The 23,626-nt window shown below is 59.1% G+C and carries 21 protein-coding genes; 8 read left to right on the forward strand and 13 right to left on the reverse strand.

Going from position 1 to position 23,626, the window contains the following annotated elements; translation table 11 throughout:
* Positions 1-163 precede the first annotated feature (163 nt).
* The 4 genes from NKJ07_RS23855 to NKJ07_RS23870 form a co-directional block, all read right to left on the reverse strand.
* Entirely contained in the window at positions 164-688 is a 525-nt protein-coding gene (locus tag NKJ07_RS23855) for a hypothetical protein (RefSeq protein ID WP_318571239.1), read from the reverse strand.
* 73 nt (positions 689-761) lie between these two features.
* Entirely contained in the window at positions 762-1,019 is a 258-nt protein-coding gene (locus NKJ07_RS23860; RefSeq protein ID WP_318571240.1) for a DUF8129 domain-containing protein, read from the reverse strand.
* A 114-nt stretch (positions 1,020-1,133) separates the two neighbouring features.
* Positions 1,134-1,511, reverse strand: coding sequence for a hypothetical protein (locus tag NKJ07_RS23865; protein ID WP_318571241.1), 378 nt, complete (start codon positions 1,509-1,511; stop codon positions 1,134-1,136).
* A 127-nt stretch (positions 1,512-1,638) separates the two neighbouring features.
* Positions 1,639-2,289, reverse strand: coding sequence for a hypothetical protein (locus tag NKJ07_RS23870; RefSeq protein ID WP_318571242.1), 651 nt, complete (start codon positions 2,287-2,289; stop codon positions 1,639-1,641).
* A gap of 234 nt (positions 2,290-2,523) precedes the next feature.
* Between NKJ07_RS23870 and NKJ07_RS23875 the strand changes: the two genes are divergently transcribed.
* Positions 2,524-3,450 carry a hypothetical protein gene (locus tag NKJ07_RS23875; RefSeq protein ID WP_318571243.1) on the forward strand — a complete coding sequence of 309 codons (927 nt, stop codon included), beginning with the start codon at positions 2,524-2,526 and terminating at the stop codon, positions 3,448-3,450.
* A gap of 143 nt (positions 3,451-3,593) precedes the next feature.
* On the opposite strand, the gene NKJ07_RS23880 is transcribed toward NKJ07_RS23875, so the two are convergent.
* Together NKJ07_RS23880 and NKJ07_RS23885 are read right to left on the reverse strand one after the other, a co-directional pair.
* A complete protein-coding gene (locus NKJ07_RS23880; protein ID WP_318571244.1) occupies positions 3,594-4,874 on the reverse strand; it encodes an RNA-guided endonuclease InsQ/TnpB family protein in 1,281 nt (426 codons plus the stop codon).
* Positions 4,875-5,508: 634 nt separating this feature from the next.
* Positions 5,509-6,519 carry a hypothetical protein gene (locus NKJ07_RS23885; RefSeq protein ID WP_318571245.1) on the reverse strand — a complete coding sequence of 337 codons (1,011 nt, stop codon included), beginning with the start codon at positions 6,517-6,519 and terminating at the stop codon, positions 5,509-5,511.
* Between the two features lie 152 nt (positions 6,520-6,671).
* Here NKJ07_RS23885 and NKJ07_RS23890 point away from each other — a divergent pair, with 152 nt between their 5' ends.
* The gene (locus tag NKJ07_RS23890) at positions 6,672-7,049 is read left to right on the forward strand and encodes a hypothetical protein (RefSeq protein ID WP_318571246.1); all 378 of its coding nucleotides are present in this window, start codon (positions 6,672-6,674) and stop codon (positions 7,047-7,049) included.
* Positions 7,050-7,335: 286 nt separating this feature from the next.
* Complete coding sequence (locus tag NKJ07_RS23895; protein ID WP_318571247.1) at positions 7,336-7,638, forward strand: hypothetical protein; 303 nt, start codon at positions 7,336-7,338, stop codon at positions 7,636-7,638.
* A gap of 109 nt (positions 7,639-7,747) precedes the next feature.
* On the opposite strand, the gene NKJ07_RS23900 is transcribed toward NKJ07_RS23895, so the two are convergent.
* Complete coding sequence (locus NKJ07_RS23900) at positions 7,748-9,700, reverse strand: vWA domain-containing protein (protein WP_318571248.1); 1,953 nt, start codon at positions 9,698-9,700, stop codon at positions 7,748-7,750.
* 60 nt (positions 9,701-9,760) lie between these two features.
* Here NKJ07_RS23900 and NKJ07_RS23905 point away from each other — a divergent pair, with 60 nt between their 5' ends.
* Positions 9,761-10,258 (forward strand): hypothetical protein, encoded by a 498-nt coding sequence (locus NKJ07_RS23905; RefSeq protein WP_318571249.1) that lies wholly within the window; start codon positions 9,761-9,763, stop codon positions 10,256-10,258.
* A 187-nt stretch (positions 10,259-10,445) separates the two neighbouring features.
* On the opposite strand, the gene NKJ07_RS23910 is transcribed toward NKJ07_RS23905, so the two are convergent.
* Positions 10,446-12,056, reverse strand: coding sequence for an AAA family ATPase (locus tag NKJ07_RS23910; protein ID WP_318571250.1), 1,611 nt, complete (start codon positions 12,054-12,056; stop codon positions 10,446-10,448).
* 164 nt (positions 12,057-12,220) lie between these two features.
* Here NKJ07_RS23910 and NKJ07_RS23915 point away from each other — a divergent pair, with 164 nt between their 5' ends.
* Together NKJ07_RS23915 and NKJ07_RS23920 are read left to right on the forward strand one after the other, a co-directional pair.
* Complete coding sequence (locus tag NKJ07_RS23915; RefSeq protein WP_318571251.1) at positions 12,221-12,535, forward strand: DUF433 domain-containing protein; 315 nt, start codon at positions 12,221-12,223, stop codon at positions 12,533-12,535.
* Between the two features lie 10 nt (positions 12,536-12,545).
* On the forward strand, positions 12,546-12,878 hold the full coding sequence (locus NKJ07_RS23920) for a DUF5615 family PIN-like protein (RefSeq protein ID WP_318571252.1): 333 nt from the start codon (positions 12,546-12,548) through the stop codon (positions 12,876-12,878).
* A 20-nt stretch (positions 12,879-12,898) separates the two neighbouring features.
* On the opposite strand, the gene NKJ07_RS23925 is transcribed toward NKJ07_RS23920, so the two are convergent.
* Positions 12,899-13,975, reverse strand: a complete 1,077-nt coding sequence (locus NKJ07_RS23925) for a hypothetical protein (RefSeq protein WP_318571253.1) — start codon at positions 13,973-13,975, stop codon at positions 12,899-12,901.
* A 718-nt stretch (positions 13,976-14,693) separates the two neighbouring features.
* Here NKJ07_RS23925 and NKJ07_RS23930 point away from each other — a divergent pair.
* The gene (locus NKJ07_RS23930) at positions 14,694-15,239 is read left to right on the forward strand and encodes a PDDEXK family nuclease (RefSeq protein WP_318571254.1); all 546 of its coding nucleotides are present in this window, start codon (positions 14,694-14,696) and stop codon (positions 15,237-15,239) included.
* Between the two features lie 245 nt (positions 15,240-15,484).
* Positions 15,485-16,300, forward strand: coding sequence for a hypothetical protein (locus tag NKJ07_RS23935; RefSeq protein WP_318571255.1), 816 nt, complete (start codon positions 15,485-15,487; stop codon positions 16,298-16,300).
* Positions 16,301-16,774: 474 nt separating this feature from the next.
* On the opposite strand, the gene NKJ07_RS23940 is transcribed toward NKJ07_RS23935, so the two are convergent.
* The 4 genes from NKJ07_RS23940 to NKJ07_RS23955 all read right to left on the reverse strand — a co-directional run bounded on the left by NKJ07_RS23940 (position 16,775) and on the right by NKJ07_RS23955 (position 23,622).
* Positions 16,775-16,951, reverse strand: coding sequence for a hypothetical protein (locus tag NKJ07_RS23940; protein WP_318571256.1), 177 nt, complete (start codon positions 16,949-16,951; stop codon positions 16,775-16,777).
* 250 nt (positions 16,952-17,201) lie between these two features.
* A complete protein-coding gene (locus tag NKJ07_RS23945) occupies positions 17,202-20,642 on the reverse strand; it encodes an ATP-dependent helicase (protein WP_318571257.1) in 3,441 nt (1,146 codons plus the stop codon).
* The gene (locus NKJ07_RS23950) at positions 20,639-21,544 is read right to left on the reverse strand and encodes a RecB family exonuclease (protein ID WP_318571258.1); all 906 of its coding nucleotides are present in this window, start codon (positions 21,542-21,544) and stop codon (positions 20,639-20,641) included. Before NKJ07_RS23950 ends, NKJ07_RS23945 begins: the two co-directional genes overlap by 4 nt.
* A complete protein-coding gene (locus NKJ07_RS23955; RefSeq protein ID WP_318571259.1) occupies positions 21,541-23,622 on the reverse strand; it encodes a DNA helicase UvrD in 2,082 nt (693 codons plus the stop codon). The genes NKJ07_RS23950 and NKJ07_RS23955 overlap by 4 nt, the downstream gene beginning before the upstream one ends.
* Positions 23,623-23,626: the final 4 nt, after the last annotated feature.

The raw sequence follows: 23,626 nt of genomic DNA on the forward strand, positions 1-23,626 counted from the left end.
GCGATGAGACAGTTATAAATTTACAGCATCATCACTCGACGGACAATACCAGACTTCGACAACTGCTAAACCTATACAGTAAACCGGGTAGCTCACACGGTCGCCGATTATCCAAGCCGATGATGTGTATGATGTCGCTACCGAGATATCGACGAAACGAATATTATTTCGATTCCCGATCTTCCTCAGCGAGCAGTTTTTCCCGGGCCGAATTAACGTTCGAGCGGACGGCATCCTCGGTAACTCCTCTGATGTCAGCCCACTGCGCACCCGTGTAGCGCTCGGCCTCCTCGACGACAGTCCAGTCGACTGCCTCGTGGAGCGAGCAATCGCCCGCCACCAGCTCGGCGATCCGCTCGAGGAAGTCTTGCTCCTCCCAGGCAAGGGCGACTTCTTCGAACTGATGTTGGTCCCGATCGTAAACGGCGAACATCTGGACGGCGCCGTCGCGCTCCAGGTCGGCTCGAACGTGAGCCGGTAGCGACTCCAGCGCGGCCTCCGGGAGCGGATACGCGGGAACGTCGTGGAGCGACGCCACATCGAACGGGGTCAGGCCACGGTGTGAGACGTCACCGAATTTCATCAAGTACCCCGTCTCCGAGGCGAGTTGCGTCCGCCCTTCAAGCAGGTGCTCAGCGAGGTCGGGGTAGTCGTCTCGGTCGACCGAGCCGGTCTTGAAGATCGTCACGAAGTCACGGTCACCGCCACTGGGGGGATGTTCTGCCATCCGTCATCATCCTCCGGTATCTGATAGCAATTCGTTAGTACAGACCATGAGTCTGGCTCCCAGCTGAGCCATCTTCGGAGGCGGATTCCCGAAGCGTCGCAGCACGATCGGCGAGCATCCGGAGCACCCAGCGCCGGCTTTGGTGCTGGTTCTCGTAGCCCACGTACTCTCGGACTGTCTCGACGTCGTGCATACAGGCGACGCCGCCACGGATGAGCCGTCGGTTGTCTGTCTCGAGGAGCGTCGCAGGAGGGAGCGCCTCCAAAATCGACCGGGAGGGACGTTCGGACATGCGTGGCTACTGGTCCGCTGCGAAACAGTAGTTACCCCACAGATGAGATTCAGATACCAATAGTGGGGTAACTCGGTCGACTGGAGCCGCCGTGGATTGGAATCCCATCGGTACTCACTCCTCGGCAGTATCCGATGATTGACGGTCGGACCAATCACCAAAAAGTGGGACCGTCGACGCATCACGGTCGTCGAGTGTCCGCTGGCCGGGGGTCGACGAGGCAAACAGGGGCTCCTGCTTACCGGCATCCACACCGCTGGCACTCGTTTGCGGCCGGTCGTCGACGAAGCTCTCGCTCGTGGGAACATCGAGTCGGGTCGATCGCTGATGGCCGACCTCGATGCCGTGATCGGTGAGCGTGGTCTCGACCGCACCCGTCTCGACCTCCAGTCCCTCCGTCCCGAAGACTGCCTGGCGGTGGATAGAGAGATCGAGTCGTGAATGGTCGTCTGTCGGTTCGTGATCGGACGGCTGTGAATCGTCGGTAGGCATGAGGTACCGAGGAAACTGGCGTTGCAGAATCGCCAGCAACCTCGCCCCATTCGAGGCGTTAAATTTCGTCTGTCAGCAGTGATCTTGTGGAGTCGTTCCTCGATGTCGACTCGCCTTTGGCTGGCGGTCACAGGTCGGCCCGCGCGAACGCGCCTCCTCGCGGACCGTCCCCATCGATGTACTGCCCCTCGAGGTGAACCTCCAGCACGTCCGGTCTTCCACCGACGAAGTGCCCGGTCACGGTGAACGGGCTGATCCACGGCCCTCGTCCCTCGTCGTTGTCACTGGTTCGGCACGCGTCGTTGGGAGCGGCTTCGACGTACATCTCGGCCGTTCGGTCGTCAACGAGGGCAAACCCGTCATAGTCCCACTCGAGGTGGCTTCGTCCGTTGACGGTGAATCGGCCGTCGTCGACGCTAATCGAGAACTCGTCGGGCTCTATCCCGAGGAAATCCCGAGTCCGGTCCGTACCAATCGAGAGGGTCACCTCAGTCAATCCCAGCCCGTCAGCAGGATCGTCGACCCAGGGATGTTCGTTGGTTGGAGGACTGTCGACGGGGCCATCGATAACCTCGCCGCTACGTTCTGACGGCTCTCGGCTGGTTTCACCCTGCTCCACATCACCAGAGGTCGTCGCTGGTTCTGCCGTGTCGGTCGGGCCTCCCGAATTCGAGTCACTGGGATCATTCCCCTCCCTGTCGCCAGCGCTGACAGCCGGGGTATCCCCGTCCGAATCTGGCTGCCCGAGAATACTGGCACAGCCCGCCAGCGATACCACCGCGGCTGACGAAACCGCCGCAAGAACGCCTCGCCGCTGCCATCCCCGTCGCTCGGAACGACTCAGGAGCTGGTGTGGGTGGTCTGGACGGAGCCGACGACGCGAGGACATATATCGTCTATATTCACTTCACTCGTCGGTAAACAAGTCAGTTTAGAGGATGCGCGAGACGCAACTGTGCGTCACCTCCTTCATTACCTTCGACAATCCACACTACAATCGAATAGATTCCTTATGTTTGACCAGCAAGCCCGGACCCGTCTCAGAGACAAGCTGGACTACGAACAGTGGGTACTCAATGAACTGGAAGAGGAGCACGAGGTGTTTCCTGATCGGCTAGGAGATACAGTCATAGAGAGTGAGAGCATATCGGCACAGGAGGTCGCTGTATCGACCGCAGTCATCTCTCAACCCCGCGTAAACGAGGTCATCCAACGATTGTATCCGCTGGTATTCGTAGCGAGCTACAAATGCCTCGACATGATTATCGAGTGGATTCTGGAAGAGAACACTGGAACGCTGAACCACCAGTGGGGTTACAGCTACAAGAACTCAGAAGTGAACAAAATGTTCCGTACTGGGAACCTCCAGCTACCGCCTCCGTTAATCAATCATACCGATATCTTTGATCGGCTCTTGCGCCTCTATAGTGAGTTGATGGATCACCGCCACGCAGTCATTCACAGAGACCAGTTTGAACTGAACAACGATGTGTTCAGCGTGGAAGATGAAAGCGGCGTTCAGTACGGCTTTGACGCGACTCAGCTATTTTCTCTTGCGAAGATTGGAACGGTCTTGGCTGAGGTGCTTCTCAATAACAGCATTACCGATGATCGAGAACGGGCACTAAAACGATATCTCGACAATCTAGAATTCGTCCACGGGCAGGGAACCTTCGATATTGCTCCTCCCTGGGCCGGCACAATCGAATATCGTCTCGAGGCACAAGAGCACGATCCCTATCGTTGGGTGATTGATCTAGACCTAGTTCGGACGGCCGACGAATCCACCCCCTCGACCCAAGGATATATACTAAGAATTGTAGGGCTCCATAATGACGAGACAGTTTGCGAATGGGAGATTCCGAGCGAGGTAGTACCCGACGAGGATACACTTGAACTAACCGAACACGAACCCGATTTTGACGAGTATCAGATATAGACACAGCAACTGCTCAAGTCAACCTCAGAAGTGCTCTAAACAAGAAAACTAGACCATGTTGGTCTTGTACAGCGTTACTCTACTAATTGGCACCCTCCTCGCCATGTTGCAAGGATTCCCGACCGTGTTTGGGATATTGTGGTTTACAACGTGATTTGTTCTCGCGGTGCGAAGCATCCGCTCTGCGAATCGAACAGATACGTCGATGGCTGTGCCAACCAGCCGTTACTCCTATCCACCGCGCGATTCGGTGGACTTGGAGATACTTTCCTTCGAATGTTTTCAGCACCGTTTACGTCTGCGTTTGCCACTGCTCCACACCCATCGCACACGTACAATCCCCGTTCGACACGGTTCGCATCCCGCTTACGACTGCAGCTCGAACATGATCTCGACGTGTCTCGCTCGGAGACTCTTTTGGTCGTAATCCCCTCTGCTTCGGCCTTGTAGCCCAGCATCCTCGTGAAGCGGTCGAACGCCCATGAATGCAAGTCGAGATTACCGTGCTTCCCCCAGTCCTTCGGCTCGCCATTCTCCTCGTCCTCACGAATCCCAGAGAGGTCACCAACTGCAAGAGTCTCAACGTCCTCCTCTACGCACCGTTGGACGATATGTTTCGATAGGGTGTGGAAGTAGTAGGTACGGCGAGTCGACTTCTTCTGATTCAGGCGAGTTGACTGTGCTGAGTCGGCGTCATCACAGCGAGCGATGCGCTTGCTGAAGTAGTAGTCATCCTGCTTCAAACAGTTCAACGGATACAACTCGCCGTGGCCGCCTTCATAAGCGAGCGCGGCAAAGTTGTTGATGCCGAGATCAATCCCTGCAGTTTTGTCGCCTGACGTCCCTGAAATCCTGATCTCGATTTTGCAGACGAAGTGAAGTTCCCAGACCTCCCCAGTCCAAACTGCCCGAACTTGTTGGATATCCTCTACTGTAGAGAGGTCAACATCGGGTCGCGTATGGAACTCACAGAGAATGAAGTCCGACCAATACTCCTTGAGATTAGAACCCTTGCTGAGTCGAACTCGGTTGTACTTCGTATCAAGCTTGAAGCCTGCCTGTTTGAATGTAACCGTTGAACGAGGATGTTCGTCTCCGCGTTTGCGATACTTCGGCGGGTTCGCTCGCGTGTCTCCGTTGCGTCGATTACCGTACCAGCTATTGAACGCTTCAGCGAGTTCCTGAAGAACACGCTGACTTGACTGTGAATGCAGGTCATCGTAGCGTTCGTGCGACTTGAGGTAAGCGGTGAGTTCGGCGTGGCTGGGAATATGCCCAATCTCCGACCAGACGCGGTCACAGATCCACCGACCGACGTTCCAGAGTTTCGAGGCTGCGAATCCCGAGGCGTCGAGATCGCCCTTCACCTGTTCTTGGTTCTGAATTGACGCAGTATAGGTTCGGGTAACGATCTCGTGCGCCATAGGTGATGTATGTGGTATGATTATTTGAGATTTCAGAGGGTGCGTAACTCGCACTTGTGCGTGACATCCTCCGCAGACCAAGGCATGACCACGAACGTATTCGTTCGTCTCATAGCTCAGACACCCGCTCCCGATTCGGGGCGATAAATCGGGGGAGAGGACAGCTCAAAAAATGGCCGTCCCGTGTGGATCCTGGTTGTAAGGTCACGGTCCAACCCTCCGAGTCCAGCAGTCGTGATTCGCGATTCGTTCGGGGAGCCCGATCCGCCCACAGACGGGACATTCGACTAGTGGGGTCGGCGTGAGATCCTCCCACTCGCGAAGGGCGGCACGAAGGTGCTCGCGAACTTCTGATGAGTCTGATCGCGTGAGCGCCTGCACGAGATGCATCCGGAGTCGTTCACGGGCAGTCATCCAGCCTCCACAGTATTCTCCCACAGAGAGTGCCAAGGTCCTCGAGGGAACTGCTGATAGTGTCTCGACGTTGAACCGGCTGGGAACGTGGCTGTTCGCCTCATCGCGGAACGGTCTGAAGCGGTATCATATTTAAACTCACAGAAGTAGGACCTGACCCAATTTTCAGCAGACATTGCGTATCGGTTCGTAGTACCACTCTACGTCCCCCGGTCGCGAATCACGGCCATTCATCGTCCGGGAGTTGCGGCGTATGAGTGCTCGCTACGGTTGGACTGACGAACCGGCGAGCGCGATACGGGATATCAAGTCCGTCGGTCACCGGTAGAAAGATCGACTCCTGGGCACCGAGGACGGTCGACGCGAGCAACTCGTGTTTACACATCACCCGCCACGGAGCGCCGGTCTTGAATGGGCACGAACAGACCAACCCATCGGTCCACGGAAACAACGGATATCGGCTTCCACTCGCGTACTCACCGACGAGCAGTGGAGCCGGCAGGTGGAGGCCGTACTCGCTCGAAAGCGCTCCTTCCTCGGCTTTCCCACTGGAGAGATCTTGCTCGCGAACGACATATCGGGACGGGAGGTTTCGCTCTCGGGCGTATGTCTCGGGATCGTGATCTTGATCAAGGATGATCACCCCGACGAATCCGTTGTACCTGAGGAGATCGCGGTCCTCTGGCAACTCGCCGGAACCGTCGTCGATGAGCGTGCCGTATGAGGAGCGTTTCAGCACCGAACAGAGGTTGAGGCGGGGAATCAGTGTCCGGTACCACGTCTCCCGGCGGTCGCGCTCCGACCGGAGAGCAGCCTCCGGATCCGCAGCTGAGCGAGCCTGCCGAAGGCGATGGGCGAGAAACGCCGGAGCATCGACGAGTGCATCCTCGTCGTCATAGCTCTCGTAGTACCGCGCCTCTTCGGTGAGACGGCGCTGGCAGGTTCCCTCGGCATACTGCATCCCGAGTGGCTTCGCTCGCCCTGCATGATGCCAAGGATCGGTCTCGATCGCGTCGCGGTCTCGGGAATCGTAGTTCGTCAGGAGGTGGTCGTACCGAATCGCCCCACCTGCCATGAAATCGAGGCGAATACGATGTTCGACAGGCTCGATGGCCGGCGGGTCGGTTTCGACATTGTAGTCGTAGGCTGCGTCGATATCGGCTAGCGACCCCGGTGACAGTCCCAGCGACGGTAGCATCGACGAGGAGGCGCGGATGTGTCTTCGTGGCATCTGAATCAATCACTGTTTCTGGCTCTGTCCGCATCTAATTCGGCTCGATAAAGTAAACAGCGGAGCAGTTACTCACTGGTAATGAACAAAAACTGTTTTCATCCCAGCATCTCTTCTGTGTCATTTATACTTCCACTTCGGCGAAACACCTAATGAGGCGAAATATCAACTCCTATGTGATGCCTGAGCCTCCAGCGGACCTCGTAGTCTATTATTACGGTGGCGAGGAGCGTTCACAGATTGCCGACAAAATCGTTAGTGAGTGTGGTTTTCATCCGAGCGACACAAGTGATTCTGTGGTAGTAACAGATGACTATACTGCCTATCACTACCAACCCTTCGAGGTACGGGACGAGAATCTCGATCTTCTTGAGAAATCCGTTGAGCAGTTGCAACAACGATTTCCAGAGATGGACGTCTGGACCGAGAATAACTACCAGAAAGATCATGGGACACCAGTAGGGGAACACTATCAGATTTACATTGCGGCCACTCGGGGTGAAGTTGAGGATAACCAATGGGAAGTATAAGGGCTGTATATCCAGCACGTTCTTTTTGGATTACTCAATGTTGTCGATAAGGGCATGACCGATATGGAGAATGGGTCTTGTTTAGATACGGTGCAAGTCGTCCGGGACGGTCTGTTCCCGCAGAACGAAATCGGATAGGGGAAACATTCATTGATGGATCCTGTTCACCCAATAGCGCCACTAACCGACCCCTTTGGAAGCGTCTAAACAAGGCTCAGGGGGTATGTTTTCAGTACACCGTACTTTTGACCAATAGATTATAGAAGCGCGGTTCGGTAAACAACCTATGCCCGAACCAACGACCCGGCTTCATGTGTGGATTACAGGTAGCGCTGAAGAGGATGAGGAGAAAATAAAAAGGCTAATGCAAGAGAACGATTTCCCGATTCAGTATTCACACAAACCCTCCGATGAGGGTATAGAATTTCAATCTCACGGGTTTGAATATAGTGAGGAAAACTTGGCGCTGGTACAGGACATGAAACAAAAATTCGAAGCGGAATTCCCGTCCAGAAACGTGGAGCTTGAAGATGGAACACTTGGTGAGCACGTTGCTATAGATTTCTTCGAATGTATTCGAATCAAGTGAATCTTTGGTACTGTTCCCACAAGCGATACGCCCAGTGTATTCAGCAAGCTGTATATATTAACTAGTGGACAAGAATCACGTTAACCCTTGGATAGCCTGACAAACCCTGTTAGAATCCGACGAGGAGACTGGCGAACTGATCGAGCCGGTCGTCTAGCCGCCCCCCGTCGTACACGGTGGCTTCACGCTCATAATATTCGGCGAGTTTCGAGGCGTCAGTCGAGAGACGTCCCGGCTGGGTATCGGTGGCGATGGTGAGCGAACAGATGGGGGCATGGGCGGCCCGAATCTGATCGATGACGTCGTCGACGCTACTCGGCTCGCCGTCGGTCACGGCGACGATGAGTGGCTCGTCGCGGTGATCCTCGACGAGTTGGCGTGCGAGTTCGAGAGCATCCGCCAGCGGCGTTCCCCCACCACAGTCCGTGTCAAGTAGCGCCGCGTGGACGTGGCGAGTCTCGACAGAGAAGGGTTTCACGAGCCGAGCGTGACCGTCGACGAAATCGACGATCGCCACCTCGATCCCGAGCCCCTCTGCAGCGACGGCGAACCGCGCCAGCGCCTTCGTCGCGACCTCGATCTTCGGGGGCTCGCCGTTTCGCATCGAGCCCGAGCGGTCGAGGACCAGCACCAGTGCGTAGCGTTTCTCGCGGCCCGGCGTGTCAACCTTGCAGACTCGGGGATCGCCGATCAGAAGCCGATGGCCCGCGGTGGTGTCGTATCCACCGGCGGTCAATCCTCGCCGAACATCACGCTGCCGGTCGAGCCGGAGCTGTTTCTCGAGCGTGCCAGCAACCCGGGCAGCGCCGTCTTCGATGTCGGCCCACATCCCCGGTGGTGCATGGTCATCAGCGATGGGAACGAGCTCTAGTTCGTCCAGCTGGCCCGGGCCCCCAGTCGTCCTGCCGGCCGCCTGGTCGTCGTCCGAACTACCCCGATCGAGCCGGTGGCTGAGGTCCTCCAACTCACGCTCCAGCGCGTCGGTGTCGATGCTCTCCCGGTCTGCCTCGTCGTGAGCCGCAGTTCGGTCGGCAGTGAGTGCTTCCTCGTAGGTGTCTATCTCATTAGCAGGATCTCGATCGAGGACCTCAGCGTGTGCCGGCTCGGGGGCGGCTGTGGATTCTGATCCGTCCTCAGAGGGGGTACTCGTGGTTGGGGCCTTGCTTTCGACTTGCTCGTAGCCGTAGTCGCGCTCATCGCGAGAGTCAGTCGTCTCTCCAGATGAGCAGTCGTTAAGAGGAGCGCAGCCGTCGTCAAAATCCCCGATGGTCGACTGTTGTGCGGTATCAGAGCTGTCATCCACCTCGTCACCGCTGGAGGGACGTTCATCGTACGAGGACTCGGGTTCTGTGTTCGGGCGCTCGATGGAGCGAGCGAGTGCCCGCGCTCTGGAGTCGAGAGGCTTCGAGGCCGGCAAGGGCTGGGAGGGCTGGTCTTCATCGCTGCCCACCGATTGGGATGAATCATCAGAGTCTGAGCCGGGGGTATCGGCAGTGTGGGCGTTCGGATCGTCAAGGCCAGGTGTCTCGTCAAGGTCTCCATCAAGCCGATCCGGCGTGATTGTAGGCTGGTCGAGGACGTCCTGGAACGGATTGACCGTTGCGCTCCGTTCGACTTGCGGACGCTCGTCGCCCTGTCCGTCGGTTCCCTCGTCGCTCGATGGGTCAGTTTCAGTCTCAGAACCAGCTGTTTCCGAGCCGTCCGAGTCCGACGATGAGACGGAGTCCACAGCAGTCTCTTGATCATCGCCCTCCGTTGGCGACTCGGCGGTTGCTTCGGAACGGTCCTCGAGGAGCGGGAGGATCGCCGACTGCCAGGTCTCGACGACGAGCCGAGCTCGCCGTACAGATGCGGTCTTATCGTGGCTGTGGGTGATGTCATCGCGCTCGGCGCTCCGGATCGAAAGGGCATCCCGCGCTAACCGCTGGAGTGCCTCCCGAACAGCATCGAAGCCCGTGGCATCCGCCTCCGACGCGAAGACGATCCGCTCGTCGTCTTCGTCCAGAAGTACCTCCGTGATGCCCGTCGGATAGATCGTCCATTCGTAGAGCGCACTCGTCACGGCGTCCCAGAAGGAGAACCAAACCTGCTCACCGTCGGGAATATCGTCGGGTACTTGCGAATGGATCCGGCGGGTGAGTTCGAGGCGGATTTCGGCGTTGTCACTGAAGTTCGCTCCTTCAACGGCTTCCTGTTCGATGGCTCCATCCTCGATGATGTTGACGAGATCGTGGACCTGCTGGCGATAGTCGGGATCGATCTCGGTTTCGAGGAGTTCTGCGATGGGGCCGATAGCCGTCTTGAGGATATGGAGCAGTTCGTGAAAGGCGAGCCCGAACTGGTGGGCGTGATCGGCGGTCAGTTGATCGTTCACCGGGATTCGGTCCAACTGCGCCGGTTGGGTCGTCACGAGGACGAGAAATTCGGCGTCAACGTTCTCGAGGAGCTGTTCGGCCTGCTGCCGCTCGAATTCAGTTGCGTCGCTGGCCACGAGCGCATCGAGATTGGCAGGAAGGACCGCAGCGGTTTCGACGGCTGGCGTGAGAACGACCTCGACATCGGTCTCCGTTGGCAGATGACCACGAATGAATGCACGAAGTCGCTCTGTTCGTCCAGATGACGTCCGCACTTGAGCAGCCACGTCAGGGACGAATCTCTGTGCTGTAGGCCCGGTGGATGAGGTGGTGTCGAACATGGTGATCACGAGAAGCGCGTAGCCTCCTCGTTCATTTCCAAGTGATAAACGCCTGTAGAGGGAGTTACCCCACGAGCGATAGAATATCTAATTCGTGGGGTAACTCAAACGACTATAGATAGTCGTTGAGCGTCTCGTAGGTGTCGTCGGGATACTGATTCGGCTCGGCGACTGCCCACACCTCGTTCTTGACCGCTGCCTTCGGAGAAGCGCCGTCCTCGATGTGCTCGCAGAGAATCGTCAGATTTCGCGTCGAGAGCGTCGGCCAGTTCTCGTTCTGCCGGGTCTGGTGGGCGAACTGGACGATTTTCCGGAGCGTCCCCCGATCCACAACCTCGTGACTGGCGTTCACCTGTGCATCCAGCGTCGCGACCTCCTCGTCGACGTCCTGAATGTAGGGCTGTTCGAGCGCCCGGAACCGGCCACGAGTGGCCGAGTTCATCGGCTCGGAATCCCGGTACTCACGGGTCGGCGGATTCATCGTAATCACAATTCGTGCTGATGGATGGGGCTCAACCAACTCGCCATGCGCTTTCACGAGGAGCTTTCCTTCGTTGAGCAGGCGATGGAGCGACATCGCGGCGCCAGCACGCATCACGGGGAATTCGTTGAGCACCAGCACCGACCCATTCAGTAGCGCTTGTTTGGCCGGCCCGTTCCGAGGAGCGATCAGCCCGTCCTCGGTGGGCGTGAGCGGTCCGAACAGGTCCTCCGTGTGGGTAGCCTCGTCACAGTCTACCGAGACGTAGCCACGGTTCGTTCGGTGACACAGGTACTTGACGAGGTAGTTCTTCCCGGAGCCCCGTGGGCCAACCAGACGGATCGGAACTAGCCCACGGGCCAGTTTCTTCGCGAGCAGCTCGTCTAGTGGAAGCTGGAGACGCGGCTCCGTCGGAACCGCCGGCGGAACCACTTTCCCTGACGCATCGACTGGCAGGGCGTCGTCCCCCGCCTCGGGATGCGTCGCGGCCTTCGGGACGTCGGGATGGTCAGGACCGTCGAGGACGTGTAGACCTGTCGGCACCGGGTCCTGTTCGTTCCGGCCGATATCGGAGACGTACTGGGCCTCGACAGCGTCCGGCTCGAGCCCCTCGGATCGATAGCGGGGTTCACCGACAGGCTCGGTGGCGGCGGTGATATCGACCACCTGAGCCGTCCCTCGACCCGTCGTCTCCTCCACGCGTCGACCGTATCGGATGTCGGCACTCCGGGCGAGCCACACGCCAACCGGGACGTGCCGGGGCGCTGCCTGGATGATCGCCTCCGCACGACTCTCGGTTAGCGTCCCGGTTAATCCGGCGAGATCACCGACATCAGCGTCCGCGAGATCGGTGAAGGTCGCGTAGCCGTCATCACGGAGTGCGGTCGCAATGCTCTCGGTGACGACTTCGAGGGCTTGAAAATCGACAGTCCCAGTAGCGCCAGCAGGGCCACCGAAGGCCTCCGTGATCACGGCCGGCTCCTCACCCTGCGGCGAGACCCCGACGATGGTCGTACTTCCACCGGACCCCCGGTCGAGAGTGAAAACCCCCTCGGCAGCACCAGCATCGATGAGGTCCGCGGCCTCCTGATCGCCGATATCGACGTAGTCGCTGACCCGGAGGGTCACGCGTTCGAGCGGGACACTCCCTCCCTCGCGCGTGAGCAGACGATGGACGAGGTGTGAGAGGACGACGAGCGGTTCGGGTCGATCGACAGCTGAATCTGACTCGGATGAGGACATAGGTGGGAGACGGAACCCACGCGGGAATCCCGCCACCCAATTGAGGGTCGGTAAATCAGGGGCGGATCGAGACTCGGACAGAACACTCGGTTAGGACCGCCTCATCGACCCTGGTGGTTATTACGCGAGACGCGTTAGTAGCGCATAGAGGACACCAACGGATCATGGCTGGAACTGGGTCACAATCGAGCTCGGACGGGACGATGCCGGAGATCGTGACGACGGACGATGTCCTCGGCGGGAATCCCCGGATAGAGGGACATCGTATCGGCGTGTATCACGTCTACCAGCGCTACGTCGAAGGGGACGACACGCCCGAGGACATCGCCACGAGCTACGACATCTCTGTCGCCGAGGTCCACGCCGCGCTCGCGTACGCCTTCAGCCATCCCGAGGAGATGCGTACCATCGAGGCACAGAACCAGTCGATGTACGAGGAGAACGCGCCGAATCGCCTCGTTCCTGACGAGACCACGTAGAGGACGTTCGATGGAGCTTCTCGCGGACGAAAACGTCGAGACAGAGTGGATACAGGCCCTCCGCGACGACGGCCATGATGTCGTCCGTGTCGTCGACGTCGAGGATCTCGGGGTGAGCGCGACTGATCCAGACGTTCTAGCCGTTGCAACCCGGCAGAATCGAGTTCTGCTGACAGCTGATCAGTCGGATTTCAGTAATCCACCGGCAGACGAGCATCCAGGTATCATCATTATCGCGGACGTGACCCGGACGGGCGGCGAAGTGAGACGTGCGGTTCGCCGAATTGAACGGTCAGTCTCCGACCTCTCTGATCACGTCGCGTACGTCAGTGACTGGCTTTGACCGCCTGCGGAGAAGACTCGTTATTCTGGAGACTGTAACTCTGTGAGTTTGTGTTGAATCCGGTCGTTGAGTTTCTGGGCCTCCTGATCCGACAAGGCGCCTTCATCACCGACCTCAATCCCTGGAATATCGACGATGTCTTCGAGTGCATCGGACAGCGTCTGTTGGCCATCCGGGAGGACGCGGTCACACTCATCGTCGGTCTGACGGTCGTGCTCTCTTAGCGCCAACTGGATCATCATCGCTGGTTTTCGAAGTAGCTCCCCGGCGGTCTCAATATACTCCTGGTAGGTATCCGACGCCAGCGAGCCCTCGTACGAATCGAGGAGCGCGATCAGCAGCGACAGCTGGAGATTATACACTGTCGGTCGAGATGACGGGGAAGCAAGGGCGGTCGCCCGGTCGGCAGCGGCTTCGGCGTACGTCGCAGCGACCCCCCAGTACTGGTAGCACGTGGCCGCGTCGAACGGGAGTGTCTCGAAGTCGTAGGCAATCGCCCGGGTGCGGCGGATGGCGCGGTCGACGTTGACGAGTCGGTCCGCAACGTCGTCGTAGATTGCCGTCCACCACTCGTTGATCGGCACGCGGTCGTTCGCCCGCTCGTGAGTGGCGTCAGTCGCCCGGCCGTAGTGCCGGCGCGTGTAGCGCTTCCCCGTATCGGGAACGACGGTACTAGTCTCGGGGAAGTAGAGGATGGGCTTCGCCCACAGCGTCTGCGTCCCGCGGAAGTCGTACCCGGTCTCGAACCCGCCGTAGACGACCAAATCCGTCTCACCCGAGCCACCAACGCTCGTCACGCCGTCAGGAGCGTCATCGAATTCCGCGTCCTCCCACCCGGAGACGGTGTGTTCGAGGCCCGGACACACGACGAACATCTTGAGGAGGCCACCCCAGTCTCGGTAGCTCGCCCAACCGAACGCCGCGGTCTCACCGCGCTGCTGGAGCGCACCGATGATGGGGAGATACGCCTCCTGTGGGTTGATGATCGAATACCGGTCCGAGGCGATTTGCCAGCGGAACGTGACGTCGTAGCCGAGGGCGCACAGCGCCTTCCGGCGCTCGTCGACGATGTCCTGGTGGTCGCGGATGCGAACCAACGGGTCCGACGACGCTCTCGTCGCAAGCTCGTCGAGTGAACACCCCGCAGCGTCCTCGAGTGCATCGACATTCAAGCCGTGAACGTCGCGAATTGCCTCGGTATCGACGGCTCCATCCACTCCGACGAACTCGTTGGTCGCCCAGAGCTCTCCGGAACTCGCCTGCGGGAGGGTCGCTATGACATCCTTCATCGACCGGGGATCGGGCCCGAGACACCGAGCTTCCGATGAAACCGCATCAGGGTAGTCGCACTGGTCGGCAGGAGTGAGACCAGCAAACGAAAGGGTCGTCTCGCGGGCGAGCAGGTCTGCGATCGGAACTGCCGTTGTCATCGAGCGTGGTGCATCGTCAGCGCTGTCTGGGTCTGGTTGTGTTGGCGTGGACATCGTGATCGAAGGCGAACCGTGCTTCTCAGTGGATGGAGAACGTAGCTAGTCCGCCCCTCACCCGATTCGAGAGGGTAAATTTCCGGGGACGACCAAGCCACGGCTATGCAGAGGCGGTGATAGAAGGATCATCCACGGCTGCTTTCTCGGACCAGCCGTCTCTGCCAGAAATTTGTTGACTGACTCGAAGGCGACGATGCGAACAAACGCCCACTGGCATTCGGTTATCTGCCTGCGGAGGACGCCAAAATATAAATCGAAGACCGGCCGGCCGACGAGCCTTACCCACTAATTCACGCGAGAGCAACGTGGGTGGTGAATCGAATCCCCGGTGCCAGTGTTAGAGTCACCTGTTGGGACCACGGGAACAATTAACACAGAGTCGTGGATAATACTCTTCATGACTCGGTACTGGGTGACGTCGATGAGCACCCATCCAGAGTCCGTGGTCAATTCGCTCATCGCGGCGTGTGAAGACGGGTACATCCCTTCAACTGTACGCCTTCTATCGAATCCGACGGTCGACTCACAGCTCGACACGATCACGGAGTTACTGTCGATGGTGCTCACTGCGTACGGCACGAGTGCGGTCTCAGTCGATGTGACCGAGTTGCCTCACGAGACAGATTTCGACGGCATCGTCGAACACTTCTACGCACCGATCCGCGACTCGACAGCTACCGACGAGGTGGCGATTGACGTCACACCGGGGCGCAAGTTCATGTCGGCCATCGCGTTCCAAGTGGGCATGAAGCACGAGGCCACGCATGTCTACTACAACCACGTCGCCTCGGAGGACTACTTCGGAAAGGTCCACTCGACGATTCCCCGCACCGCAACCGACCTAATCGACTTTAGAGCGCTGTTTCCAGACTAATGGAACTCGAACGAACCCATCTGATGGTCCTATTGAACGGCCTGTACGATCTCGACCAGACGTCGATTACAGTCGCACATCCGAACCCCGACATCGGCACGCTCCTTGACATTCGGTTAGAGGATAACGACACGGCCACGGTCCGATTCGACGTAGACCTCGACGAGTTCCGCGACGCCCGTGACGAGATTCGGCTGCAGTACGGTGACACACCATATCACGACCTGCCGAGCACCACGACGCTCGTGAAGGCACTCACCGCAAGTGGCGTGATCGAATTCGCCAACCAGTCCGGTATCGAATCCACTGTCGACAGGATCTGCTACCCAGCCGTCGACGCTGGTGAAAGCCCAGTCATGGTGGGTATAGACGCGAACATCTTCCCGTGGGGTTTCCCTGAGGTACTCGGCATCGACCACGAAACCGGCGCGACCGACAGCAAGTACCGCCGACCAACGAACGGCTACGCACTATCGAGTGGTGTAGTTGACGAACTTCACTGGAAGTTCTCGTACTCCAGTGCACAGGCCGCCTCGCTCGTCGAGGCATTCGGCGGTGAGTTCCATAGGTTTGAGGGCCAACCCGGCGGGTCGAAGCGCGAGGGGAGACTCGGGATTCAGGAATATCAGAACCTCATCGCCAACCGGAACGTCGACTTCGTCGACAGCGACCCGGGCGACGACGCCATCGTCGACGGCTACGTCCGCTACGACGAGAACCATCGGAAGACACCGTTCCTCCTCAGCAACGATTACGGGTTCATCGAGAAAGCCGACGACGCTGGCATCGCAGCCCAACATCTCCGTTTTCAGTCTACACTCCCTCGACGCGTCACGACGTCATGGGACGTCGTCGCCGACACGCTGTACTACCTCTCGATCCTGTTCGGCGTGCTCGTGTTGCCGAAGACGACACTATTCGGTGTCTGGTCGGAGAAAGCGGATCTCAACTGGCAGCGCGAGGAGATAGACATCAACTGCCGAGGCACCGGGTCAAATCTTCAGACGATCCTCGCTCGACAGCGCCGCATTGCGAGTGAATTCGAGCGAATCACCGGATAAAGGGTCATCCGAGAGAAACCAGCTTTGGGATTCCACGCTCGACAACTACCAATAACCGCTGTCGGATCAAGAATCAATCTACCAGACGAACTGGCGGATATATAGTTTCAATGACATTTTCTTACAATAATGGCAACTGCACATTGCGCATATGTCACTCATTCTTGCAGTACTTTTCCACACTCTGCACATTCTATGTGAGAATGTGGGTCCGCATCTTCTCCCCCGTAGCTCCCATCTTCAGACGCGTACACGAGGAACGTCTCAGATTGTTCTAATGTTGTTGACCCGCACTCAGGGCAGGGATACCAAGGTTCCCACCCATCTAAATCACTCTCAAGTCCATCAGATCCAATCTGATCAGTTGGAGGATCGTCTCCTCTCTGCTCACTTGGCCGTTTCATACTTAATCACAAAGAGATCTTTTACAATCTATTGGTTCTGGAGGGATTGTATAGCGCTTCAGTATACTTATCATTCAAGAGTTACGTCAGCAATAGTTGCATTTTCATATACTTCCACTCGTCCGTCTGGAAATACCACTTCCACATCGGTGCCACCGCCCTCGTTTTCCTCTGCCCGGATTTGCTCAAATCCATATGCCCCTTCATATTCGCCATCTTCGAGTTTAATCGACGCATCAAATACCATGCCGAAAGATAACCTCTAATACCCTTAATACCTGTGTGGATTACCATCAGACTCCATGCTGCATTATCGGAGCAGTATATCACTACGGAAGGGGCCTATCCACCCAATTATATCGTACGAGACAGAAGATGGTGGGGTCGCTGCAGGTATACTGTCAGCGCTGGTAGTGGAATCACTCACCTCCAAGAATGAGCACAGAGCCGAGTTGTGAAGACCAGACCAGTGTCGTCATGATGATTGTCTCTTCAATCTATTCGTGAGAACCTGAGAAGGTCTTGGCAGCACACGGGAGCTGATTGTGTTGACACCACCGACAGTGGTCGCCATCGAGGAATCTTCCGAAAGAGAAGTCATCGATTTGGTCCATCGTCGTCGTCACGTCTACTTCGACGGTATCGATGTCGCTCTCCGTGTAGGCTCGTGTCTCGATTTTGGGTCCGATCGCGCCCACGTACGCGTATCCTGCGCGTTGAATCGGCTCGTCGTAGAGGTCGCGGCAGGCGAGCAGGTAGATGGGGAGCTGTTTATCCTGCTCGATGTCTCGGTGTCGCTCGGTCGCCTTGTAGTCGATGACGATGAGCTCGTTGTCTGGTGTTCGATAGACAGCGTCGATGTACCCGACGAGTTCGTGGCCGTTGACGTCGAGTTCGAACTCCCGCTCGGCATCGAGGAGTTCGTACCTACTCACATCCAGTTCGAAGTAACGGTCGATACACTGTTTCGCTGCTGGGAGCGCGTCCTCGACACGGCGTTTGCTGGCGAGGCGTTCACAGATGTCGTACCAGTCCGAACGGGTGCGCATCTCCTGTTTCGCCGCTTGTTCGGCAGTGTCATGAAAGAGCACCCCGATGTCGCGCTGTGAGACGCCATCGGTCGAATCGTCTCGGTTCGCTCGGTAGTCCGGGAACGCGTTGACGACGTACTCTAGGTAGTGCTTCCGCGGGCACTCCTCGTAGGTCGACAGTGACGTGTAGCTGTGTGAGACCGCTGGCTGCGGGGTCGACGGGCCCGCGAGCACCTCGGTTTTGATGCGCTCGCGGGCGCCCGGGTGTGTGAGACGGCTCTCTACGGACGCAGTGGCGAGCTCGACCACTCGCTCACGAGCCGTCTCCACAGACAGCTCCTCGTCGCCGTGTCGTACTGTTCCCCCAGTCTGACCGACCGTGTCGCTGGCGAGCGTCTCGGTCCAGTTCCTCGCGTCCACCGGCAACGACTCCTGTACGTCGGACCAGATCGGGAGCGTCCCCCGTTCGGGTTGCCACGGAATCCGCTCGGGCAAGAGATCCTCGGTCAAATCCAAGACGGGGTGTGTGTCTATCTCATCGTCCCCGTCGTCACTCCGACCCTGCAGCACGAGGATATCTTCGGCGCGAGTGATAGCGACGTGGAACACGCGCCGTGTCTCCCTGGCGTCACGGACGAGGAAGTCCTCGCCGAACGCCGCGGTGGGCCCGTCCGAGAGGCCCGTTTCGAGCGCGTCGTACGTCCGCGACCGTGGTGCCCACTCGTCTGCTGTGACCTGTGGGATGAGTACCACCGGGAAGTCCAGTCCCTTGCTCTTGTGGATGGTCATCACGTTGACCGCGTCGCCGGCGACGTCGGGCTGACTCGTGGGCGCCGATCCGCTCTCGTCGAACAACGAGTCGTAGTGTTCCAGCGAGTCGATGAACTCAGGCGTGAGCGGCGGCTGGACGGCGCTGTCGCCGTACTGCTCAACGACACCGTCGAGTTGGGCGAGGTCGCGGCGTTCCTGCTCGCTCAGATACCACTCGATGTTCGTCACGTCCTTGAACCGGCGGTACAGCCGTCCGAGAGAATCCGTTTCTCGTGTGGTGAGCAGTTCAACCGCGTGTTCGCGGGCGTCTGCCACGCGGTCTGGCTCCTCGAACTCGTCGAGTGGTGTCTCTCGGAGCATGTCGACGAGTGGGTCGTCACCGGTGTTCAGCGTTCGCAGGTCGGCATCACACAGCCGATAGCGCATCGTGAGTACCCGGTTCCAACTCACCTCGTCGTCGGTGCGGGCGAGCGCCTTCAGGTACGCGGTCACGGTGCCGACGCCGACCGACTCCGTAGCGAGGTCGCCCGCGACCTGATACGGAATCCCAGCGTCTTCGAACGCCTCGATGACGGGCGTGGCGTGTGCATTCTTCCGCACGAGAAGTGCGATATCACCCGGTTCGTACGAGTCGTCCAGACAGCCTGCCTCGCCACTCAGCAGGTTCTGGACGACCGTTCTGAGTTGCTCGGCGCTGTCCATCTCAGCTTCCTCGTCCGGCTGTTCGACGACGGCAATCGTGTCGCCATCGTAGTCGGGTTCGTTCACGCGAGTAAGTGACTTGTGGCGTTGACGCTGCTCGAGTTTCGTGATCGCTTCGTTCGCCAGGTTCAGAATCGGTTGACGTGAGCGAAAGTTCTCTTCCAGCGGTTTGTCGGTGAGGGCCTCGAACACACGGTCCAGTTCGTCCGTGATGTTGGCGACGTGCGCGCCGCGCCACTCGTAGATTGCCTGGTCGTCGTCACCCACGACGAACAGGTTATCCTCGGTGACGAGCGACGTCACGAGGTTGAACTGGAGCCGGTCGGTGTCCTGGAACTCGTCGCAGAACACGTAGTCCCACCGGTCGGCGATCTCCGCACCGACCGGCGAGTCCATGAGAGCAGCCGTCTCGACGACCAGTCCATCGAAGTCGAGCAGGTCTCGTTCGTCCAGTTCACGCTCGTAGGCGGCGTACCCGTCTGTCAGGTCCCGCGCAGTCAGACAATCCGAGAGAAACGACTCGAGGTGCGCTGTGAGTTCGAGGTTCAGTGTCTTCGGAATCCCCTTGGGAGCGCCGCTACTGTACCCGCCGAGCAGGTACTTAGGCAGTTTGTGAACGTTGTCCGGAAGCGGCGACCGGTCGCCGGCCTCGTGAGCCCGGAACGCCGCTTCGAGTGCGTCACACAGGTCGACGAGGCGGTCGAGGAAGTCACGAACGCTCGCTTCCAAGCCGTCGTCTTCGAGAGCGTCACGTTCTGCGACGAGGTCGGCCCGGGCATCCGGTAGCGAGTCGAGAACACTCGAGACGGACCGTCCACCGAGATGATTGCTGGCGATGGTTTCGACGCGTTCGGGGGTGTCTGCGACGTCGTAGACGCGCTCGGCCGGGCCGAGGTAGGCGTCGATGTCCACGGGCTCGATGCCGCTTCGTTTCATCGACCCGATGAAATCCAGTAGCTTCGAGGCGGCACCCGATGCGTAGCTAGCACCGTCGTAGACGTTCGGCTTGACTGAACGGTACTCGATCTCGTCGAGCACGTCGAGCACGATGGCGTACTTCTCGGGGTCGGTCGCCACCTCGAAGTCGGGGTCGAGGCCGGCCTCGTAGGCGTAGTCAGTGAGGATCTCGTTACAGATGGAGTGGTAGGTGTACGCGTCAATATCGTACCCTGCCGCACCGAGCTTCGCGTTGAGCTTTTCCCGCATCGAGTCCGCAGCGTTGTTGGTGAACGTCAGCGCCAGGATGCGGTCGGGTGAGACGCCCTGTTCGTCGATGAGGTGTTCGACTTTCCGGACCATCGTGAACGTCTTGCCCGTGCCTGCGCCGGCAAGAACACGCATCGGGTACGCCTCCGAGTCGATGATCGCTTCCTGTTGTGGCTCCGGCGAGAGGATGTCGTCAGCGACGGGCAGCCAGGACGGCTGGTCGCTCATCGCCGCACCTCCGTAGCGAGGCGGTCCGCACACATCTCCCGGTACTCACAGTCCGGACACGCTTCGTCTGAGATGAGGCCGAACGGTTCGGGGGTGTATGCTCTCCCTGTGATACCGTCGTGTGCCTCACGGATGAGCGTCCAAATCGTGTCGTGGTACTCCTCGTAGATCTCTGTCGTCTCCCGTGGATAGCCACGCGCTGATATCGAGTACCCAGTCGGTGTGCTCTCGAACGACGTGTGATTCAGGAGGCCGTAGAAACTGAACCGCACCGCCATCCCGGGCTCGTAGAACGGCTCATTCTTGACGCCCTCGATGTATGTCGCGGTCTGGAAAGCGTTCCTGACGCGCTTTGGTTCGTGCGCGTCCCCGGCGAGATGGTCGGCCAGATAGTCCGCGGTGCCCGACGAAAGGACGCCACGAGTGTTCCGCTTGTAGTCGATGACGTGCAGGCCGTCTGCCGTCCGAAGAACGTTGTCGACCTTCCCGTGAAGGCCACGGCCGTCGCGTTCGCACTCGACCCAGCACTCGGTCGCAATCGAGCGGCGAGCATGGTCGATGCCGTCTCCGCCATCAGGATCGAAGAACGCCTCGAGGGCGGCCCGGTTCTCGGCGCGCTGGTAGCGCTGGTGTGCCTCGGAAGCGTAGTCATCGCGGTTGCTCTGTTGCTCCCACTTCACCTCGAACGTCTCCATCGCCCGTTCGTGAATCGTCTCCGCATCGTCGTCGGAGTCCGTGGCGTCGCAGACGTCCTCGATCGTCTCGTGATAGATAATCCCCTGATTGAGGTACAGTTCGGTTCGGTCTGGGGCGGTGATATCCTGGTCGTAGCTGTAGTCGTACAGTCGTGGACACGTAGCGTACGTCGCAAGCCGCGAGGGCGACAGCGCTCGCTCGCTCATCGCCGCACCTCCCCGTTGGCGAACTCAATACGCGCACGCAGCGCTTTCCGGAGCTCTTCGCCACGCACACCGCTCTTGTCGAGTACGTCCTGTATCTCGCCGAGGTCTGCCTCAACGTCGTCGAGGGTGATCGCCACGTCTTGACTGGTCGCTCGCCGGACATCGGCGATAGCGGCATCGACCCGCGAGAGGAGAAACTCCTCGGCTGCTTTCTCGCTCGTAATCTGTGGCTGATCGGCCTCCGTCATCCACGACAGCTCCCGGTAGGCAGCAGCCAGGAACCGGGATGCCTGCGCTTGCTCTTTGAGCGCCGTGTCCTCGTACTCGTAGAGACAACAGTACAGACGGTCGGTCGCCGCGGCAGCACCGACAGCAAGCCGCCGCCGGGCGTGTTCCGCATGATACCGGGCGAACGGACGACTGGACGCTGTCGACACGGTCGGAAACGTCGCGTCGACAGCATCGTCGTCGAGCTGCGTCACAGCCGGGTAATCAGGCATCGACGCCGCTCGTTCGTTGGGGAACAGTCGCGTGAGCCACGGGTCGCCGGGGTACTCGCTGTCGACGAGGTTCACGAGAAACACCGCTCGGAACGACTCGTTTTTGAGTGCCTGCAAGTGGTCGACTCGGACACCACCGTCGAGATCGGTCGCGCTCGTCTGGTTGTGCTTTGGAGCGTACTTGTGAGCGCGTTCGAGCGTCTCTCTAAGCGCTGGCCACGTGGCTTCGACGAACGCCGTGTCTTCGAGGAACGCGGCCATGCGGAACGCCCGACGGACGTTCCCGAACTGCGCTCGCGCGTCGAGCGGTGGGGCGCGGTCAGCGATCCGCTCTTTCAACCCGGACTCGGTCGCCCACCGGCGGAGCGCCGCTTCGAGACCGTCCATGTCGGCGAGCGCCGTGAGGTACTCCGGATCGGACGTCGGGCCGTGCTCGCTTGTCTCAGGGGTTTCGGCAGCTGCCTCGTCTGTGGACCCCGCGGCGAGCGCGCGCACGACAGCCAGGAGCTCACGGATGGCAGGGTCGTCTCCGAAGCCCGTGACGCTCGTCGATTCGGCCGGGATGCCCGACCGCTCTAACGACTGGATCGCGTCGGTTACGCTCGACCCACCCTGCTTGGTGGCGACCGCGATGTCGTCGTACGTCCAATCCGCCCGCCCACAGAGGTCTTCAATCTCGTTTGCCACGTCTGCCAGTTGCTCCTCACTGGAGTCCGCGGCGAGGACCGATACGACACCTGCCTCAGGGTCCGTAGGGACGGACTCCGTTGCGAAGTATTCGGCCGTTGCCGCGGGTCGTGTCGACGGGCCTGTCCCCACGGTGTGGCGTTCCTCGCTGAACGTGACGTGGTCGGTAACCGGTCCGCTCTCGACCCATGTGCGACGGATACTTGCGTTCGCTTCGGCGATACAGACAAGGTCGCAGTCACGGGCCAGCGCATCGAGGTACGCCCGGTCGAGTGGGAAGAACTCCTCGAACTCGACGGCGAGAACGGCGTCGACGTCAACGACGTCGCTTCCGGAGTCACTCTTGAGGACACTGAGTGCCTCGGAGATGAGCTGGCCTCGTTCCATGTGGTCGTGCTCAGCGAGCCACCCGTGGAACGCGTCGAGTCCGGCTGCAATATCACGAATTTCCGGTGTCTCGTCGGGGGTACTGGCCTGCCATGAGATCGTGTCCATCACATCCCCGACATCCTCAATGAACGAGGACTGTTCGGCGGCCCGCTGGAGATAGTCGGTCTCCCACTCGTACTCCGCGAGGAACCGATGAAGGAGTTCTCGTCGGAGTGCGTCAGAGAGGATGACACGGTCGTCGGTCTGGTTCAGGACGTCGGTTGCATGTACGACGAGCGATTTGACATATGGGATGACTGCTCCGGGGAGTTCCTTATCGAGCGTCTCACGGAACGTGTCCATACTCGTCGGTGCACCCGTAATGACGAGCACATCCTCAGAATCGTGCTCGTCGAGCAACCGTCGGTATTCGTCCCGTACTGCCCGCTCGATGTTCTCGGCCCCGAACGGTACTGTGATTAACGCCCCGTCGAACTGCTGGGGAGAAGAGTGGTGAGACATACTG

Source organism: Salinigranum marinum, from assembly GCF_024228675.1.
GTDB lineage: Archaea > Halobacteriota > Halobacteria > Halobacteriales > Haloferacaceae > Salinigranum > Salinigranum marinum.

Coding starts and splice junctions, on each gene's coding strand:
- NKJ07_RS23860 (WP_318571240.1), bottom strand. CDS start 1,019: ATGTCCGAACGTCCCTCCCGGTCGATTTTGGAGGCGCTCCCTCCTGCG.
- NKJ07_RS23865 (WP_318571241.1), bottom strand. CDS start 1,511: ATGCCTACCGACGATTCACAGCCGTCCGATCACGAACCGACAGACGAC.
- NKJ07_RS23875 (WP_318571243.1), top strand. CDS start 2,524: ATGTTTGACCAGCAAGCCCGGACCCGTCTCAGAGACAAGCTGGACTAC.
- NKJ07_RS23880 (WP_318571244.1), bottom strand. CDS start 4,874: ATGGCGCACGAGATCGTTACCCGAACCTATACTGCGTCAATTCAGAAC.
- NKJ07_RS23885 (WP_318571245.1), bottom strand. CDS start 6,519: ATGCCACGAAGACACATCCGCGCCTCCTCGTCGATGCTACCGTCGCTG.
- NKJ07_RS23890 (WP_318571246.1), top strand. CDS start 6,672: ATGAGGCGAAATATCAACTCCTATGTGATGCCTGAGCCTCCAGCGGAC.
- NKJ07_RS23895 (WP_318571247.1), top strand. CDS start 7,336: ATGCCCGAACCAACGACCCGGCTTCATGTGTGGATTACAGGTAGCGCT.
- NKJ07_RS23905 (WP_318571249.1), top strand. CDS start 9,761: ATGGATCCGGCGGGTGAGTTCGAGGCGGATTTCGGCGTTGTCACTGAA.
- NKJ07_RS23910 (WP_318571250.1), bottom strand. CDS start 12,056: ATGTCCTCATCCGAGTCAGATTCAGCTGTCGATCGACCCGAACCGCTC.
- NKJ07_RS23915 (WP_318571251.1), top strand. CDS start 12,221: ATGGCTGGAACTGGGTCACAATCGAGCTCGGACGGGACGATGCCGGAG.
- NKJ07_RS23920 (WP_318571252.1), top strand. CDS start 12,546: ATGGAGCTTCTCGCGGACGAAAACGTCGAGACAGAGTGGATACAGGCC.
- NKJ07_RS23940 (WP_318571256.1), bottom strand. CDS start 16,951: ATGGTATTTGATGCGTCGATTAAACTCGAAGATGGCGAATATGAAGGG.
- NKJ07_RS23945 (WP_318571257.1), bottom strand. CDS start 20,642: ATGAGCGACCAGCCGTCCTGGCTGCCCGTCGCTGACGACATCCTCTCG.
- NKJ07_RS23950 (WP_318571258.1), bottom strand. CDS start 21,544: ATGAGCGAGCGAGCGCTGTCGCCCTCGCGGCTTGCGACGTACGCTACG.
- NKJ07_RS23955 (WP_318571259.1), bottom strand. CDS start 23,622: ATGTCTCACCACTCTTCTCCCCAGCAGTTCGACGGGGCGTTAATCACA.